The sequence below is a fragment of the Tessaracoccus palaemonis genome (assembly GCF_019316905.1).
Classification (GTDB): Bacteria; Actinomycetota; Actinomycetes; order Propionibacteriales; family Propionibacteriaceae; genus Arachnia; species Arachnia palaemonis.
The window spans coordinates 2,809,563-2,826,269 of the sequence record NZ_CP079216.1 but is presented as its reverse complement, the minus strand read 5'-3'; the positions used below and the strand labels follow the sequence as shown (position 1 = coordinate 2,826,269).

13 protein-coding genes are annotated in these 16,707 nt (G+C 70.6%); 9 read left to right on the top strand and 4 right to left on the bottom strand.

Translation table 11 applies throughout. The features are described 5' to 3' along the window. Positions 1-10: 10 nt before the first annotated feature. The 8 genes from KDB89_RS12890 to KDB89_RS12855 all read left to right on the top strand — a co-directional run bounded on the left by KDB89_RS12890 (position 11) and on the right by KDB89_RS12855 (position 8,473). Positions 11-670: a DUF2291 family protein gene (locus tag KDB89_RS12890; protein WP_219081676.1), complete on the top strand. Its 660-nt coding sequence runs from the start codon at positions 11-13 to the stop codon at positions 668-670. After that, positions 667-2,211 (top strand): sugar ABC transporter ATP-binding protein, encoded by a 1,545-nt coding sequence (locus KDB89_RS12885; RefSeq protein WP_219081674.1) that lies wholly within the window; start codon positions 667-669, stop codon positions 2,209-2,211. The genes KDB89_RS12890 and KDB89_RS12885 overlap by 4 nt, the downstream gene beginning before the upstream one ends. 3 nt (positions 2,212-2,214) lie before the next feature. Further along, the gene (locus KDB89_RS12880; RefSeq protein ID WP_219081672.1) at positions 2,215-3,330 is read left to right on the top strand and encodes an ABC transporter permease; all 1,116 of its coding nucleotides are present in this window, start codon (positions 2,215-2,217) and stop codon (positions 3,328-3,330) included. A 56-nt stretch (positions 3,331-3,386) separates the two neighbouring features. After that, the gene (locus tag KDB89_RS12875) at positions 3,387-4,409 is read left to right on the top strand and encodes a D-ribose ABC transporter substrate-binding protein (protein WP_219081670.1); all 1,023 of its coding nucleotides are present in this window, start codon (positions 3,387-3,389) and stop codon (positions 4,407-4,409) included. 78 nt (positions 4,410-4,487) lie between these two features. Beyond that, a complete protein-coding gene (locus KDB89_RS12870) occupies positions 4,488-5,477 on the top strand; it encodes a sugar phosphate isomerase/epimerase family protein (RefSeq protein ID WP_219081668.1) in 990 nt (329 codons plus the stop codon). Positions 5,478-5,482: 5 nt separating this feature from the next. After that, on the top strand, positions 5,483-6,454 hold the full coding sequence (locus KDB89_RS12865; RefSeq protein WP_219081666.1) for a transketolase: 972 nt from the start codon (positions 5,483-5,485) through the stop codon (positions 6,452-6,454). Then, on the top strand, positions 6,451-7,392 hold the full coding sequence (locus tag KDB89_RS12860) for a transketolase family protein (RefSeq protein ID WP_219081664.1): 942 nt from the start codon (positions 6,451-6,453) through the stop codon (positions 7,390-7,392). The genes KDB89_RS12865 and KDB89_RS12860 overlap by 4 nt, the downstream gene beginning before the upstream one ends. Before the next feature lie 100 nt (positions 7,393-7,492). Then, positions 7,493-8,473 (top strand): sugar-binding transcriptional regulator, encoded by a 981-nt coding sequence (locus KDB89_RS12855; RefSeq protein ID WP_219081662.1) that lies wholly within the window; start codon positions 7,493-7,495, stop codon positions 8,471-8,473. A gap of 18 nt (positions 8,474-8,491) precedes the next feature. On the opposite strand, the gene KDB89_RS12850 is transcribed toward KDB89_RS12855, so the two are convergent. Then, entirely contained in the window at positions 8,492-9,085 is a 594-nt protein-coding gene (locus tag KDB89_RS12850) for a TetR/AcrR family transcriptional regulator (protein ID WP_219081660.1), read from the bottom strand. Positions 9,086-9,172: 87 nt separating this feature from the next. Between KDB89_RS12850 and KDB89_RS12845 the strand changes: the two genes are divergently transcribed. After that, positions 9,173-11,374, top strand: a complete 2,202-nt coding sequence (locus KDB89_RS12845; protein ID WP_255555945.1) for a glycoside hydrolase family 3 C-terminal domain-containing protein — start codon at positions 9,173-9,175, stop codon at positions 11,372-11,374. A gap of 584 nt (positions 11,375-11,958) precedes the next feature. Here KDB89_RS12845 and KDB89_RS12840 read toward each other — a convergent pair. Genes KDB89_RS12840 through cydD form a run of 3 tightly spaced genes read right to left on the bottom strand, consistent with a single transcriptional unit; the run spans position 11,959 to position 16,484 of the window. Next, the gene (locus tag KDB89_RS12840; protein WP_219081658.1) at positions 11,959-13,239 is read right to left on the bottom strand and encodes a glycosyltransferase; all 1,281 of its coding nucleotides are present in this window, start codon (positions 13,237-13,239) and stop codon (positions 11,959-11,961) included. A 57-nt stretch (positions 13,240-13,296) separates the two neighbouring features. Beyond that, a complete protein-coding gene (gene cydC / locus KDB89_RS12835) occupies positions 13,297-14,877 on the bottom strand; it encodes a thiol reductant ABC exporter subunit CydC (RefSeq protein WP_219081656.1) in 1,581 nt (526 codons plus the stop codon). Continuing rightward, on the bottom strand, positions 14,874-16,484 hold the full coding sequence (gene cydD, locus KDB89_RS12830; RefSeq protein WP_219081654.1) for a thiol reductant ABC exporter subunit CydD: 1,611 nt from the start codon (positions 16,482-16,484) through the stop codon (positions 14,874-14,876). The genes cydC and cydD overlap by 4 nt, the downstream gene beginning before the upstream one ends. Positions 16,485-16,707 lie beyond the last annotated feature (223 nt).

Here is a 16,707-nt window from a genome sequence, read left to right as displayed (position 1 = left end):
GAGAAGACAGATGGCAGGCAGAGTCGCCAGACCACTGTGGAGACGAGGCATCGTCGTCTGGCCCGTGCTGATCGTCGTGCTGCTGGTCCTCATGTTCGTCAACACGACGTTCGTGAAGGCCGGCAGCCAGGCGCAGGCGGCCGACACGGCGGTCGAGTACGCCGACCTGAACTACGAGTCCGTCGTCGTGCCCACGATCCAGGACGCCGCGCAGCCCCTCGCCGACATCGCGAACGGCATGGTCGACGACCCCGAGGCGACGGGCGAGGAGTTCGGTCGTCGGGAGGACGCCGACAAGCCGTTCAGTTTCTCAGTGACCGCGACCGGCACCCTCGCCGAGGGGTCGTTCGGTGAGGTCGGCCTCGAGGTCGACGGGCTGCCCGAGGGCATCACCGCAGGCATCGCCATTCCGCCGCTCGGCTCCTCCACCGCGATCCGCGACGCCGGCACCGATCTCGGCTTCGGGTCCTTCACCAACCAGACCGAGTACCAGAACGTGGCCATCGAGCTGAACAAGCGTGCGGCGGAGACCGTCTTCGCGGACCTCGACCTCACCCAGATGCTCGGCCAGCAGGTCACGGTCACCGGGGCCCTGACCTGGTCGTCGAAGACGGGCGGCGAGGTCACGCACGCGACCATCGTGCCCGTGCAGATCGAGACCGGATCATGACCCACGCCGCACAGGAGACCGTCCTGCTCCGGGCGGAGGCCGTCACCAAGGCCTACGGCGGCACGCACGCGCTGCGCGGCGTCGACTTCGAGGTCCGGGCCGGCGAGGTGACCGCACTGATCGGCGAGAACGGCGCGGGCAAGTCCACACTGATGAAGATCCTGGCCGGCGTCGAGCGGCCGAGCTCCGGCACCATCCTCCTCGACGGCGAGCCGGTGACGTTCTCGAGCCCGACCGAGGCGCTCGACAACGGCGTCGCGATCATCCACCAGGAGCTCAACCTCTGCCCGAACCTGTCCATCTCGGACAACATCTTCCTCGGCCGCGAGGAGCGCCGCGCGGCGGGACTCGCCGTGGACTACGGGAGGCAGCAGTCCGTGGCCGCCGAGGTGCTGGCACGGCTGGAGGAGGAGATCGATCCCGACACGCTCGCCGGAGACCTCCGACTCGGGCAGCAGCAGCTCGTCGAGATCGCCCGCGCGCTGAACGAGGAGGCCCGCGTCCTCATCATGGACGAGCCCACCAGCGCGCTGTCCCACTCCGAGGTGCAGGTGCTGTTCAAGGTCATCGAGGACCTGACCCGCCGCGGCGTCGCCATCATCTACATCTCCCACCACCTCGACGAGTGCCTCGAGATCGCCGACCAGGCCGTGATCCTCCGCGACGGCGCAGTCGTCGCGAGGGCGGCCATGGCCGACGTGGACATGCAGTGGATCGTCACGCAGATGGTGGGCCGCGAGGAGTCCGACCTGTTCGCCGACCTCACGCACGACCCCGGCGATGTCCTCCTCGAGGTGCGCGACCTCGTCGTCGCCGACCCTGACACCCACGGCCGGCTCGCGGTCAGGCGGGTCAGCCTCGACGTGCACGAGCGCGAGATCGTCGGCATCTTCGGGCTGATGGGCGCCGGTCGTACCGAGCTGCTCGAGGCCCTCGCCGGACGTAACAAGGTGCTCGGCGGAACCGTCAGCCTCGCCGGCCGGGACGTCGGCCACCTGCAGGTGTCGGAGCGCATCGCCGACGGCATCGTGCTCGTGCCGGAGGACCGGCAGCGGGACGGGCTCGTCCAGTCGCTGTCCATCGGCATGAACATGGCGCTCGCCTCGGTGCTGCGCTTCATCAAGGGCGGCTTCGTCTCAGCCGGTGACGAGCGACGCACCTCGGAGGAGACCGGCCGCCAGGTGCGCCTCAAGATGGCCAGCCTCGACGCCGCCATCGGCTCGCTGTCCGGCGGCAACCAGCAGAAGGTCGTCATCGCCAAGGCACTCATGACTGAGCCGCGCGTCGTGCTGCTCGACGAGCCGTCCCGCGGCATCGACGTCGGCGCCAAGGCCGACATCTTCACCCTCATGGCGCAGTTCTCCAAGGAGGGACGCGCCGTCCTTTTCGCCACCTCCGAGGTCAGCGAGGCGCTCTTCGCCTGCGACCGGGTGCTCGTGATGAACCGCGGGGAGATCGTCGCCGATCTCGACCCGCGCCACGCCACCCGCGAGCAGCTCATGGCGCTCGCCGACACCGGTACGACCACCACCGAGGACTGAGTCATGACATCCACCACCGCCGAAGCCCCAGCCGTCCGCCGCCCACTGTTCAAGAACCGGTCGTTCGGGGAGTTCCTCCTCGATCAGCGGGCCTTCGTGGCGCTGATCGTCCTGATGATCGTGTTCTCCCTCCTCTCGGACCACTTCCTCACGGCCGACAACCTCGTCACCATGACCAGGCACGTCGCCTACAACGCGATCCTCGCACTCGGCGTGCTGCTCGTGATCGTGACGGGCGGCATCGACCTGTCCGTCGGCTCCGTCGTCGGCCTGTCCGGCATCGTCGCCGGCGTCCTGCTGCAGGGCTGGGAACTCAGCCTGTTCGACGTCACCGCGTACCCCGCCGTGTGGGTCGTGATCGTCATCGCGCTGGCGGTCGGCGCGCTGGTCGGGGCGTTGAACGGCCTGCTCATCACCCGATTCAAGGTCGCGCCCTTCATCGCCACCCTCGGCACGATGTACATCGCCCGCGGCGCGGCGCTGCTGATCTCCAACGGCTCCACGTTCCCCCGCCTGCAGGGCGAGGCCGAGCTCGGCAACACGGGCTTCAGCTTCCTCGGGGTCGGGCGCCCGCTGGGCATCCCCACGGCCATCTGGATCATGGTCATCGCCGCGGTGCTGGTCTGGGTCCTGACCCGCATCACGCCGTTCGGCCGCTGGCTGTACGCCACCGGCGGCAACGAGCGGGCCGCCGAGCTGTCCGGCGTCCCGGTGAAGAGCGTCAAGATGCGCGTCTACATCATCTCCGGCATCTGCGCCGCCATGGCCGGCCTGATCATCGCCTCGGAGCTGACGTCCGCCGCGCCGCAGACGGGCACCGCGTTCGAGATGAACGCCATCGCCGCCGTCGTCATCGGCGGCGCATCGCTCGCCGGCGGTCGCGGCACGGTCAAGGGCGCCCTGATCGGCGCGTTCGTGATCGGCTTCCTCTCCGACGGGCTTGTCCTCGTCGGCGTCTCCAGCTTCTGGCAGACCGTGATCAAGGGCCTGGTCATCGTCCTGGCCGTGATCCTCGACCAGAGCCAGGAGCGACTCAAGTCCTCTCGGGCCGCCGCCCAGGCAGCCCAGAGCGTCAAGCGCGAAGCAGCGGAGCGCGAAGCCTCCGCCGCGACCGCCTGACAGTCCCACCGTCCACCCACTCATCACCACCCACCACCAGCAAGGAAGTGAAACCGATGCGAAGCATCCTCAGCAAGGGCGCTGTTGTCCTCTCCGCAACCACCGCCCTGTTCCTGAGCGCCTGTGGCGCCTCGAGCTCGACCACGTCCACCACCGCCGCCGAGACCTCGTCGGCCGCAACCTCGTCGAGCGCGGCGGCCCCCGCCGAGGCCGGCGGCCTGATCTCCGTCATCACGCCGGCGCACTCCAACGTGTTCTTCAAGGCGGAGGCCGACGCGGCCGTCGCCGCCGCGGAGAAGCTGGGCTACACCGCCCAGGCCGACTCGCACGACGACGATCCGAACAAGCAGTCCGAGCTGATCGACGCCGCCATCTCCAGCAAGGCCGTCGCGATCATCCTCGACAACGCCGGAGCCGACGTGACCGTGGGCGCCGTGCAGAAGGCCAAGGACGCCGGCATCCCGGTCTTCCTGATCGACCGCGAGATCAACGAGACCGGCGTCGCCGCGGCCCAGATCGTCGCCAACAACTCCCAGGGGGCCGGCCTGGTCGGCGAGGCCTTCGTGGAGGCGATGGAGGGCAAGGGCGACTTCATCGAGCTGCTCGGCCGTGAGACCGACACCAACGCGGCCGTCCGCTCGGATGCCTACCACGCCGTCATCGACCAGTACGCCGACATGAAGATGGTCGCCCAGGAGACCGCCAACTGGGACCAGCAGGAGGCCTTCACCAAGGTCTCGACGCTGCTGCAGGCCAACCCTGACGTCAAGGGCATCATCGCCGGCAACGACACCATGGCGCTCGGTGCTGTGGCCGCGGTCGACGCAGCCGGTCTGACCGGCGACGTCATCGTCGCCGGCTTCGACGGCAGCCCCGACGCCGTCGCCGCCATCAAGGAGGGCAAGATGCTCGCCACCGGCCTGCAGCCCGCCGTGAAGATCTCCGAGATGGCCGTCGAGCAGGCTGACGCCTTCATCCGCACCGGTGACACCGGCCAGGAAGAGAAGCAGTCCGTCGACTGCTACCTGATCGACGCCAGCAACGCCGACAAGTACACCACCTTCGCCCTCGAAGACTGACCACAACCCGACGTGGGGGCGGCGGCCCCGTCGCCCCCACGTCACCCAACCACAACACCGAAACGGAGTTGACCCACCATGTCCACACCTCAGTTTGGCGCCGGCCTCTGGAACTTCGCGAGCTACGTCGACCGCTACGCGACCGACGGCTACGCAGAGCCCGTCTCGACGCTGGAGCAGATCCGCCTGGCAGGCGAGGTCGGTGACCTCAGCTACGTCGACCTGAACTTCCCCTTCTCGCACGGCGCGACCATCGACGACGTGAAGGAGGCGCTGGACAAGGCCGGCCTCAAGGCCATCGGCGTCACCCCCGACATCTATCTGCGCCAGTTCTCCCGCGGCGCGTTCACCAACCCCGACCCCGCCATCCGCGCCGAGGCCCTTGAGCTGCTGCACCAGGCCGCCGACGCCGTCCGCCAGCTCGGAGCGAAGTACGTCAAGGTGTGGCCCGGCCAGGACGGCTGGGACTACCCCTTCCAGGTCAACCACCACGACATCTGGCAGCTCGCCAAGGACGGAATGCGAGAGCTCGCCTCCGCGCACCCCGACCTCAAGTTCGTCATCGAGTACAAGCCGCGCGAGCCCCGTGTGAAGATGCTCTGGGACTCCGCAGCCCGCTCGATCCTCGGCATCAAGGAGATCGGCCTCGACAACATCGGCGTCCTGCTCGACTTCGGCCACGCCCTGTACGGCGGTGAGTCGCCCGCCGACGCGGCGCAGATGCTGATCGACCACGGACTGCTGTGGGGCATGGACGTCAACGACAACCTCCGCGGCTGGGACGACGACCTGATGGTCGGCTCCGTGCACATCACCGAGGTCTTCGAGTTCTTCTACACCCTGCGCATCAACGGCTGGGAGGGCGTGTGGCAGCTCGACCAGTTCCCCTTCCGCGAGGACACCGTCGAGACGGCCCGCACGTCGATCCGCTTCCTCAAGGCGATCAACCGCGCGCTCGACGAGCTCGACTACGAGGCGCTCAAGGACGCCCAGGCACGCCAGGACGCCATCGGCGCCCAGCGCATCGTCCAGGACGTGCTGCTGTCCTGCATGCGCAAGGAGGCCTGAGCACGATGACCGCGACCACCGTCGGGCCCCACTTCGGTCTCGTGCACGAGGTCACCACCACGCTGCTCGCCGCCCCGGACAGGGAACTGCCCGTCTTCGAGCGCGTGGATCTCGGCGACCGCGGGGCCGCCGTGCTCCAGCTGCGGAGGGCCGCCACCGAGATCCGGCGCCGGGCGATCCAGACCGTCGGCGCTGCTGGGGCCGGGCACATCGGTGGCGAGTTCTCGATCATCGACGCCCTGGCGACGCTGTACCTGGCCGTGCTGAACACGTCTCCGGCGCAGGCCGAGGCCGGCGATCCCGAGCGCGACCGCCTCGTCCTGTCCAAGGGACATGCTGCCAACGCCCTCTACACGACGCTGGCCGCGGCCGGGTTCATCTCGCCCGAGGCCCTTCGGACCTTCCTGCAGCCCGAGTCGATGCTCAACGGGCATCCGGCGCGCAACAAGATCCACGCCGTCGAGGCCAACACCGGGCCGCTCGGGCACGGGCTGCCGATCGCCGTCGGGATGGCCGTCGCGGCCGAGCTCGATGGATCGGAGCGCCGCACGTTCGTGCTGCTCGGCGACGGCGAGCTGCAGGAGGGCTCCAACTGGGAGGCCCTCATGACCGGCGGGCACCGGAAGCTGCGCAACCTCGTCGCGCTCGTCGACCGCAACCGCCTGCAGCAGGGGGCGAAGGTCGCCGAGACCAACGACCTCGAACCGCTCGCCGACAAGGTCCGCGCGTTCGGGTGGGAGGTCGTCGAGATCGACGGCAACGACATCGGCCAGCTGCTCGACGCCTTCACGGGTGCGCCGGCGGCCTCCGGGAAGCCGACGTTCATCATCGCCCACACCGACAAGGGGTTCCCCGTCAGCTACATGCGCGACAACGTGGCCTGGCACCACAAGGTGCCGAGCACGGAGCAGGTCGCGCAGGCGCTGACGGAGCTCGACGAGATTCTTGCCTCCATCGAGGCCGAGGAGGAGAAGTGACCGAGACTCTGTACGACTGCCGCGACGCGTGGGCCGAGACCCTCGCGGAGCTGGCCAGGGAGGATGAGAGGGTCGTCGCCGTCGTCAACGACTCGGTGGGATCCTCGAAGCTTGGCGCGTTCCAGCAGGAGTTCCCCGCCCGTACCGTCAACGTCGGCATCGCCGAGCAGGACATGGTGGGGGTGGCCGCGGGGCTGGCCAACGGCGGGAAGATCCCGTTCGTCTCGGCCGCCGGGTGCTTCCTGACCGCCAGGGCCATGGAGCAGATCAAGGCCGACGTCGCGTACTCGCAGTACAACGTGAAGCTGATCGGGCAGTCGCCCGGCGTCTCCTACGGCGACCTCGGCCCGACGCACCACTCCATCGAGGACTTCGCCTGGATGCGGACCCTGCCCGGCCTCGTGGTGCTCGCACCGAGCGACCCGCAGGAGACCGAACAGGCGCTCAGGTGGGCAGCCGCTCACGAGGGGCCGGTCTACATCCGCATCGCGCGGATGGGCGTCCCGGCCGTCACGCCCGAGGGCTACGCCTTCGCGCCCGGCCGGGCCGTGCGGCTCCGTGACGGCGACGACGTGGCGCTCATCGCCACCGGGGTCACCGTCGCGCGGGCGCTGGCCGCGGCCGAGGTGCTCGCCGCGGAGGGCATCGCGGCTCGCGTGATCTCGATGCCGTCGGTCAAGCCGCTCGACCGTGAGGCGGTCCTCGCGGCGGCGAGGGAGACCAGGGGAATCGTCACCGTCGAGGAGGCGCTCGTCACCGGGCTCGGCGGGGCCGTCGCGGAACTCGTCTCGGCCGAGCAGCCGACCAGGGTGCTGTCGGCAGGGTTCCACGACCAGTTCGCGAACACCGGGGCGGCGGGCTGGCTGCTCGACCACCACGGCATCAACGCCGAGGGGATCTCCGGGCTGGCGCGCAGGATCGCACGGGCACAGGCCTGAGCATGGTGCCCGACGGGTCGTCGCGCGAGGGCGCGGCGACCCGTCCAGCACGATGCGGGTAGGTTTCTCCTGGATCCGAGCGGCGACAAGGGGTGTGAGAATGTCGGACGGTTACACGCCGGTGGTGGGCCTCGACACGGCCGAGCTGATGGTCAAGGTCGCGCGGCTCTATCACGAGCGGGGGATGAAGCAGCAGGCGATCGCCGAGCAGCTCCATCTGTCCCAGTCGCGCGTGTCGCGGCTGCTCAAGCAGGCCGCGGCCCAGGGCATCGTCCGAGTCAGCGTTGTTCCGCCGGCCGGTCTCGAGCCGGACCTGGAGGACGAGGTACGCGACCGCTACGGCCTCCGTGACGTCGTCGTCGTGCGGACCGGGAGCCTCAACAGCGAGGAGATGCTGCCGGCGCTCGGCGGCGTGGCAGGCCGGTATATCGAGGCGACGCTGACCGGCGAGGACGTCGTCGGGCTGTCCTCCTGGTCGCGGACGCTGCTGCGCGCCGTCGACGCGATGAGCATCGGTCGTACGCGGCTGGCCACCGCCGTGGTTCAGCTGATCGGTGGGGTCGGCCGGGCCAAGGCCCAGCTGGACGCCACCCGGCTGGCGTCGCGGTTGTGCGAGGTGACCGGGGCGGAACCGTATCTTCTGAACGTGCCTGGCCTCGTCTCCACCGCCGCGGCTCGCGACGCGCTCCTGGCCGACCCCAACTTCGTCCGCACCGCCGAGCGGTGGCGTGACGTCACCGTCGCGCTGGTCGGCGTGGGCAGCCTGTCACCGTCGCCCCTGCTGCGTGACTCGGGTAACTCCGTCTCTGAGGATGAGGTCGAGTCGCTGCGGGCGCTGGGCGCCGTGGGTGACGTGGTGCTGAAGTTCGTCGACAGCGAGGGCAGGCGCGTCGGCGCCGACCTGGACCAGCGGACCGTGAGCATCGACCAGGAGACGTACCTGCGGATCCCCCGTCGCCTCGGCGTGGCCGGCGGCGAGGAGAAGTTCGAGGCCATCCGGGCCATGCTCCGCGGCGGCTGGCTCAACGTGCTGATCACCGACGACACCACCGCCCGTCGCCTCGTCGCGACCTCCGACTGACCGAGTCGGGTGAGCGGGTCAGGGGCGGCGGCGCAGGGTGTCGACGAGGGCCCGGAGCGGGGCGACCATGTCGACGGTGGGGTCCTGCAGGAACTGCAGCTGGAGCCCGTCCGCGGCGGCCTGGAGGAGTCGGGCGGTCGTCTCGGGGTCGGGTACGACGGTCGCCTCGGAGGTTCCTGCCGCCGACGCCGAATGGGAGCCAAGGGCCTGGGCGAGGCTCGCGCGGAGGGTGGTGCCGCGCTCGAGGAAGTAGTCGTGGGCGGGGTGCTCGGGGTCGGCGGCCGCGACGGCCATCCGTGAGAACAGCTCCACCAGGCCGGGGACGCTCGCGTTGTGCTCGACGACCTCCAGGAGCGCCTCGACGGGGTCGTCGGCGTTCTCGAACGTCCGGTTGTCGCGCTCGTCGCGTCGGCGCAGCACCTCGACGAAGAGGTCGTCCTTGGAGGTGAAGTAGTGCAGCAGCCCGGCCTGGCTCAGCCCGACCTCGTCGGCGATCTCCTTGACGGAGGCCCCGTGGAACCCGGCGCGCGCGACGACGTCGAGCGCACTGACAAGGATCTCCTCGCGTCGGGCGAGGCCCTTCGCGTAGGGACCTCTCGGCTGTGTCGACATGTGCACATCTTAAACCGAACGACGCTTGCCTTTTGAAAACCAAGTGTCGTAAGGTTTTTCCAGACATCGCCGTCCGAGAGGATCCCCGTGACCGACATCACCGACCTGACGCTGGAGGAGAAGGCCTCCCTCACCAGCGGAGCAGACTTCTGGACCACCAAGGCCGTCGACCGGCTGGGCGTGGCCTCGATCATGATGACCGACGGCCCGCACGGCCTGCGCAAGCAGTCCGGCGCCACGGACCACCTCGGCCTTGCGGGCAGCGTGCCCGCCACCTGCTTCCCGCCCGCCGTCGCGCTGGCCTCTACCTGGGACGCGGCGCTGGCCGAGCGCGTCGGCGAGGCGCTCGGCGTCGAGTCGGCGATCGAGGACGTGGCGGTCATCCTCGGCCCCGGCATCAACATCAAGCGTTCCCCGCTGTGTGGCCGCAACTTCGAGTACCTGTCGGAGGACCCGCTCGTCGCCGGGGTGCTGGGCTCCGCGCTCGTCCGCGGCATCCAGTCGAAGGGCGTCGGCGCGTCGCTCAAGCACTTCGCGGCCAACAACCAGGAGACCGACCGGATGCGCGCCAGCTCCGACGTCGACCCGCGGACGCTGCGCGAGATGTACCTGCGCGCGTTCGAGCGCGTCGTCTCCGGCGAGCAGCCGTGGACCGTCATGTGCTCCTACAACCGCATCAACGGCGTCTACGCCTCGGAGGACCCGTGGCTGCTGACCGACGTGCTGCGAGGCGAGTGGGGCTTCGCGGGTCTGGTCGTCTCCGACTGGGGTGCGGTCAACGACCGCGTCGTCGGCCTTCCCGCCGGTCTCGACCTGGAGATGCCGTCCAGCGGCGGCCGCACCGACGCCCAGCTCGTCGCGGCGGTGCGTGAGCAGCGGCTGTCGGAGGCCGCCCTCGACCTCGCCGCCTCCCGCGTCCTCGACCTCGTGGCCAAGGCCGGGCGGCGCCCCGTGGCGGGCCCGCTCGACGTCGACGCCCACCACGCGCTGGCCCGCGAGGCCGCCGCCCGCGCCGTCGTCCTGCTCAAGAACGACGGCGGCCTCCTGCCGCTGAGGGCGGGCAGCAGCGTTGCGGTGATCGGCGAGTTCGCCCGGACCCCGCGCTACCAGGGGGCCGGCTCGTCGCTCATCAACCCGACCCGCCTCGACCCGGCGCTCGACGCGCTGGCCGCCGACGCCGACGTCACCTTCGCGCCCGGCTTCACCCTCGACGACACCGGCGACGCCGCCTCCCTGTGCGCCGAGGCCGTGGCCGCTGCGGCGGCCGCCGAGGTTGCGGTGGTGTTCCTGGGCCTCCCCGCGGTGGAGGAGTCCGAGGGCTACGACCGTACCCACATCGACCTGCCCGCCGTCCAGCTCGAGACCCTCGCCGCGGTCCGCGCGGCGAACCCCAATGTCGTCGTCGTGCTGTCCAACGGCGGCGTCGTGGCGCTGCCGTTCCGCGACGACGTCCCGGCGATTCTCGAGGGTTGGCTGCTCGGCCAGGCCGGAGGCTCCGCCACCGCCGACGTGCTGTTCGGCCGGGTCAACCCGTCGGGCCGGCTCGCCGAGACCATCCCGCTGCGGCTGGAGGACAACCCGAGCTACGGCAGCTTCCCCGGCGAGTTCGGGCACGTCCGCTACGGCGAGGGGATCCTCGTCGGGTATCGGGGCTACGACGCGAAGCGCCAGGCCGTCGCCTACCCGTTCGGCCACGGGCTGAGCTACACGACGTTCTCCTACTCCGAGCCGTCGGCCGTCGTGACCGCCGACGGCGACGTCGACGTGACCGTGCTGCTGACCAACACCGGCACCGTCGCGGGACGGGAGGTCGTCCAGGTCTACGTCGGACGCGCGGAGTCCGCCGTCCAGCGCCCGCCCCGCGCGCTCGCGGGCTTCGCGTCGGTCGAGCTGGCGCCGGGGCAGTCGACGTCGGTCACCGTCCGCGCCGAGGCCCGCGACCTCGCCTACTGGGACGTCCGCGTCGACCGCTGGATCGTCGAGCCGGGCGCCTACACGTTCGAGGTCGGTGCCTCCAGCCGCGACCTGCGCGGAAGCGTCGTCGTCGAGCTGGAGGGTGACCAGGTGACCTTGCCGATCAGCCTGGACTCCACCATCGGGGAGCTCGCCGACCACCCCGTAGCGGGTGCGATGGCCCGCCAGATCCTGGAGGTGCTCGACCAGGCCGGAGACGGCGCGGCGGAGATGATGGCCTCGGTCCCGATCGGCCGCGTCGCCACCTTCCCCGGCATGCCCGTCACGCTGGAACAGGTCCGCGAGCTGATCGACACCGCCAACGCCGACCTCTGAGGGCCCCTCCGGCGAGCCGGGCCGTCGGGTCGTTGAGCACTTCGACAAGCTCAGCACAAGCTTGTCGAAGCGCCCTGAGCACAGCGAAGGGGGGCCAGCCCGGTACTGCGCACAACTGTGGCCAGAGCCGGAGCACGCGCCGTATATCCGAGTGCTCCGGCTCTGGCCACTCTTATGCACGGGTTCACGGATCGCTGAGCACTTCGACAAACTCAGCACGGGCCTGTCGAAGCGCCCTGAGCTCGACGAAGGGGCACGCCCCCGCCCCACGACGTTTCGTCAGCGCTGGCGCGCTTCCGTCAACGCCCTTCGACAGGCTCAGGGATCCGGATCGGCTCAGGGAACCGCAGCGGCTCAGGGAACCGGATCGGCTCAGGGAACCGGGGATTCAGCCCGTCGGAACGCTGGAGTTCAGCGAAGGTGACGGCTCGGTTCGGGCACAAGTGTGGCCTGGGCCGGAGCACGCGCCCTATATCCGAGTGCTCCGGCTCTGGCCACTCTTGTGCACAGAAAGGCGCGTGGGCTGAGGCCGGGAGAGAACGCCGCGGGCGAGTGGCCAGGCGTCGCGGACGAGGCGGGCGGGGTCAGGCGTCGACGAGGGCGCCGGCGAGCTCCTCGTAGATGTCGAGCATCGCGTGGGCCTGGGAGTCGATGCTCCACTGGCTGGCCAGCTCGACGGAGCGCGTCTTTGCCCGGGTGCGCCAGGCGTCGTCCTCCAGCCGGTCCATCACGCGCAGCAGGCCGGCGGCGAGCGACGCTGGGGTCGGGCGGGTGAACTCGCCGTTGACGCCCGGCTCGACGACCAGGTCGAGCTCGTGGTCGACGGAGACGATCGGCAGCCCGGCCAGCGCGGCCTCGTGCAGCACGAGGGCCTGGGTGTCGGTCTGGCTGGCGAACGCGAAGATGTCGGCCATGCAGTAGTAGGCGCCCAGCGCGTCGCGCTTCTGCTCGCCCGGCAGGATGATGCGACCCGCGGCGCGACCCTCCTGCAGGATCCGCTTGATGTGCGTGTACCGCTCCCAGTCGCCGACGATGCACAGGCGGGCGTCGGGGCGCTGGGCGTGCACGAGCGTGAAGGCATCGGCGAGCAGCGGGATGCCCTTCTCCGGCGCGATCCGGCCGGCGTAGATCACCATCGGGCCGTCCGGATGCGGGAACGGCGGGGGGCCGGAAGGCAGCGGGTCGACGCCGTTCGGGACGACCCGGACCGTGATGTCGGGGGCCATCTGCAGGCACCGCTTCGCGGTCTTGGGCGACGGTGTGGTCACCAGGGTGGCGCTCTCCAGCATCTTCTGGCACACGCCGAGCAGCAGCGCCGTCGACCGCCCGCGGTCCTCGTAGCGGACCTCGGCCATCTTCAGGTCGTCCGAGTCGACGAGCTCGCCGCGCGACAGGGCGGTGAAGGCCCTCAGCACGCCGGTCAGCAGCGGCAGGACGGCGGAGTAGTGGTCGGCGTAGGCGTCGAAGTCGGTGTGCCAGGTCAGCAGCATCGGGATGCCGAGCCGGCGGGCGGTCATGGCGCCCAGCGCGCCGACGGTCCCGAAGCCGTGGACGTGGATCACGTCGGGGGCCATGTCGGCGACCCGATCGATCGTGCGCTCGAAGTGCCGGCCGTTGGCGACGCGCGTCGGCATCTTCGGCACCCTGACCGACGGCAGGCGGATCTCGGTTCGGCCGGTCCGTCCGAAGTGCGGGTTGGGGCCCTTGGCCGCTGGGGCGACGACGACGACCTCGTGGCCCGCGTCGAGCAGATTCCCCTCAAGCTGCTGCACCGCGAACATCAGCCCGTTGCTTCCGGGCCCGTAGTTGTCGACGAACTCGGCCACCTTGATGGGCCGGCGAGCGCGCTGTGCGGAGGAGGTCACCCGGACACTCTATCGGCATCCCTCAGTGCGTCGGCTCCGCCCACGGGCGGGTCGGGCTCAGACCGGGGTCGTGTCCCTGGCGAGCGACACGACGCGGTCGCAGACCCGGATGATCTCAGGGTCGTGCGTGATGACGAGCACGGCGGCGTCGCGGAACGCGGTCCACACGTCGGCCATCAGGGCGTCGGCCGTCTCGCGGTCGAGGTGCTCCGTCGGCTCGTCGAGGATGATGAGATCCCTGCGGCCGACGAGCAGCCTGGACAGCGCGAGGCGCCTCCGCTCACCGCCGGACAGGGTCGTGCCGTCCTCCCCGATGGAGCGGGAGGGGGCGAGGTCGAGGCCGGCGCGGTGCAGGGCGTCGTGGATCTGGTCGTCCGTGGCGTCCCGGAGTCCGACGCGGACGTTCTCTCCGACCGTGGTGGCGAAGATGTGTGCGTCCTGCTCGAGGTAGCCGACGCGACCCGTGCGGTGGACCGAGCCCGACAGCGGCGGGATCAGCCCGAGCGCTGTCGCGGCGACGGTCGTCTTGCCGATCCCAGACGGGCCCACCAGAGCGACCCGCTCGCCGGGCGACACACGCAGGTCGAGGTGGCTCAGCACCTCGCCGGTGTCCGGCCAACCGACCGTCACGTCCTTGAACGAGAGGTCGGGGGTCTCTCCCTCGCCGTCCGTCACATCCCCCTCGCCGACGGGGTCCGCGTCGAGGATCTCCGTGATGCGTCCCAGCGCGGACCGGGACCTTGTCCACGTCTGCGCCGCCTGGGTGAAGGCCGCGAAGACCTCGTGCAGCGCCAGCGGCGTCAGGGCGAGCACGGCCAGGAACCGCGGGTCGAGGTCGACGGCGACGATCGCCACCGTCCCGAACCACAGCGCCGCGGCGACGGCGATGCCCGCTGCAAGGATCTGCCCGCCGGTCGCCAGTCCGCGAACCCAGGCGCCGCGCGCCTCGGCGCGGCGCAGTTCGTCGTCGACCTGCAGCAGTCTGTCGAGCGCGGCTCTGTCGGCTCCGTAGGCCACCAGATCGGTGGCGGTGTGGGCCAACTCGCGTGTCTCGTCGGCCAGCCGTCCCCGAGCGGGGACGACGGCGACATCGGCCGCGCGGCTCAGCCGCATCGCCACGAGCGGCAGCCCGATGCCCGCCAGCAGCGCCGTCGCCAACAGCCACAGCGCGGTCGGAAGGTTGAGCAGCGAGATGGCTCCGGTCGTCGCGACCACCACGACTGCGGCGGACGCGAACGGCAGCACGACACGAACCACGAGGTCCTGGATCGCGGTGACGTCAGCGACGACCCTGGTGAGGAGGTCGCCGCGGCGGCGGCCGATCAGCGTGGTGCCGGCCAGCTTGTCGTAGACGCGGATGCGCAGCGCGCCCTGCATGCGCAGGGCGACATCGTGGCCGACGACGCGCTCGAGGTAGCGGAACACGCCGCGGGAGATCGCGAAGGCGCGGACCCCCACGGCCGGGGCCTGCAGGAACAGGACAGGCGGAGCGAGCGCGGCGAACGAGATCAGCCAGGCGCTGACCCCCATCAGCGCGACGGACGACAGCGAGGCCAGCGACGCCAGCAGGATGGCAAGCACCAGGCGACGGCGACCGTTCGGCACCGCCGCGAGCAGGCTGGTCAGGAGCTTCCTCATGCGGGAACCACCTCCACGACGCGGTCGGCGGCGGCCAGCACCGCGGGTCGGTGGGATACCACGAGCACGCCGGCGCCGGTGGCGCGGACCGTGTCGATCACGTGGGCCTCGGTGTCGGCGTCGAGGCCGGCGGTGGGCTCGTCGAGGATGAGGAACCGGGCGCCGCCCAGCCTGATCCGCACGAGGGCCCTGGCCAGCGCGACGCGTCGCCGCTCCCCGGCTGAGAGGCCCTCGCCGTCGTCGCCGACGTGCTTGTCGGCCTGGAAGTCGGCGCCCGCCTCGGCCAGCGCGGCGGCGACCGCGGCGGCGTCGGCGGTGGGGTGCCCGAGCCGGACATTGTCGCCGACGGTGCCGTCGATCAGTCCCGGCTCCTGTGCCACCCAGGCCGTCCGCGCCCGCCAGGACGCCGCATCGATCTCGCGGAGGTCGACGCCGCCGATCAGGACGCGGCCGGACTCCGGCGTGATGAAACCCATCGCCATCGCCAGCGCGGTCGACTTGCCGCCGCCCGACGTGCCGCTGAGCGCGACAACCTCACCCGGGGCGACGCTCAGCCGGACCCCGTCGGTGGCGGGGGAGTCGTCGCCGGGGTAGGTGTAGGAGACGTCGTCGAGAGTCAGGGGGCCGTCGGGGGCGGGCGTGGTGCCGGTGGGGGAGGTGGCCCCGTCGATGATCTCGAAGGCGGCATCGGCAGCGGCCACCCCGTCGGCGGAGTCGTGGAAGTGCACGCCCACCTGGCGGACGGGCAGGAACGCCTCGGGGGCGAGGATCAGCACGAACAGGGCGGTCGGGAAGTCGATCTGGCCGTAGACCAGCCGGAAACCGACAGTGACGGCGATCACGGCCACCGACAGCGACGCGAGGATCTCGAGCGCGAAGCTGCTGAGGAACGAGATCCACAGCGTCTTCATCGTCGCCTCGCGGTAGTTCTCCTCGCCCAGCTCGACGCCGCGGCGCTGCGCGCGGGCCCGTGCGAAGGCCTGCAGGGTGGGCAGGCCGGCGATCAGATCGGCGAAGTGGTTGGCGAGCCGGTCCGCGACGGAGAAGCTGCGGGCCGTCGCCTTCTGCGTCGTCCAGCCGATCAGCGCCATGAAGACGGGGATGAGCGGGAGTGTGAACGCGACGATGAGCGCGGACTCCCAGTCCGTCACCAGGATCGCGGCGCCGACGATGAACGGCACGGTCGCGGCGAGGCCGAGCTGGGGGAGGTACTTGGCGAAGTACCCGTCGAGCGCGTCGAGGCCCTGCGTGACGATGCGCACCAGGGACGCCGACGAGGCGCCTTCGACGGGGGTGGCCAGCCGGGCGGCGAGCACGTCGCGGCGCAGCTCCGACTTCACGGACGCCGAGGAGTGGTGCGCCAGCACGGCGCTGGCCCAAGCCAGCAGTCCGCGGCCGGCGAAGACGCCGAGCAGCAGGAGCAGCGTGGCGGCCGAGTGGGCGGGGAAGGCAGCCGCGTCGAACACGCTGGTGATCCAGTCGGCCAGCAGGCGCGCCTGCACTATGAGCAGCACCGCGGTGACGATGCCGACGGCGACGCTGGACACGAGGAATACCTGGGTCGCCTTGGCGCGTCGGAGCAACCGGGGATGGATGGGGCCTGCCATATCGTCGCCAAGTCTTGCATGTGTTGCTGTGCCCCTGCGCGGCACGGCGGGAGAAGGACCCGGTTCCCTGAGCCTGTCTCCCGGTTCCTTGAGACTGTCTCCCGGTTCCCTGAGCCTGTCCTCCCGGTTCCCTGAGCCTGTCGAAGGGCGCCGAGCGGAGCGAGGTGTCTCCCGGTTCCCTGAGCCTGTCGAAGGGCGCCGAGCGGAGCGAGGTGTCTCCCGC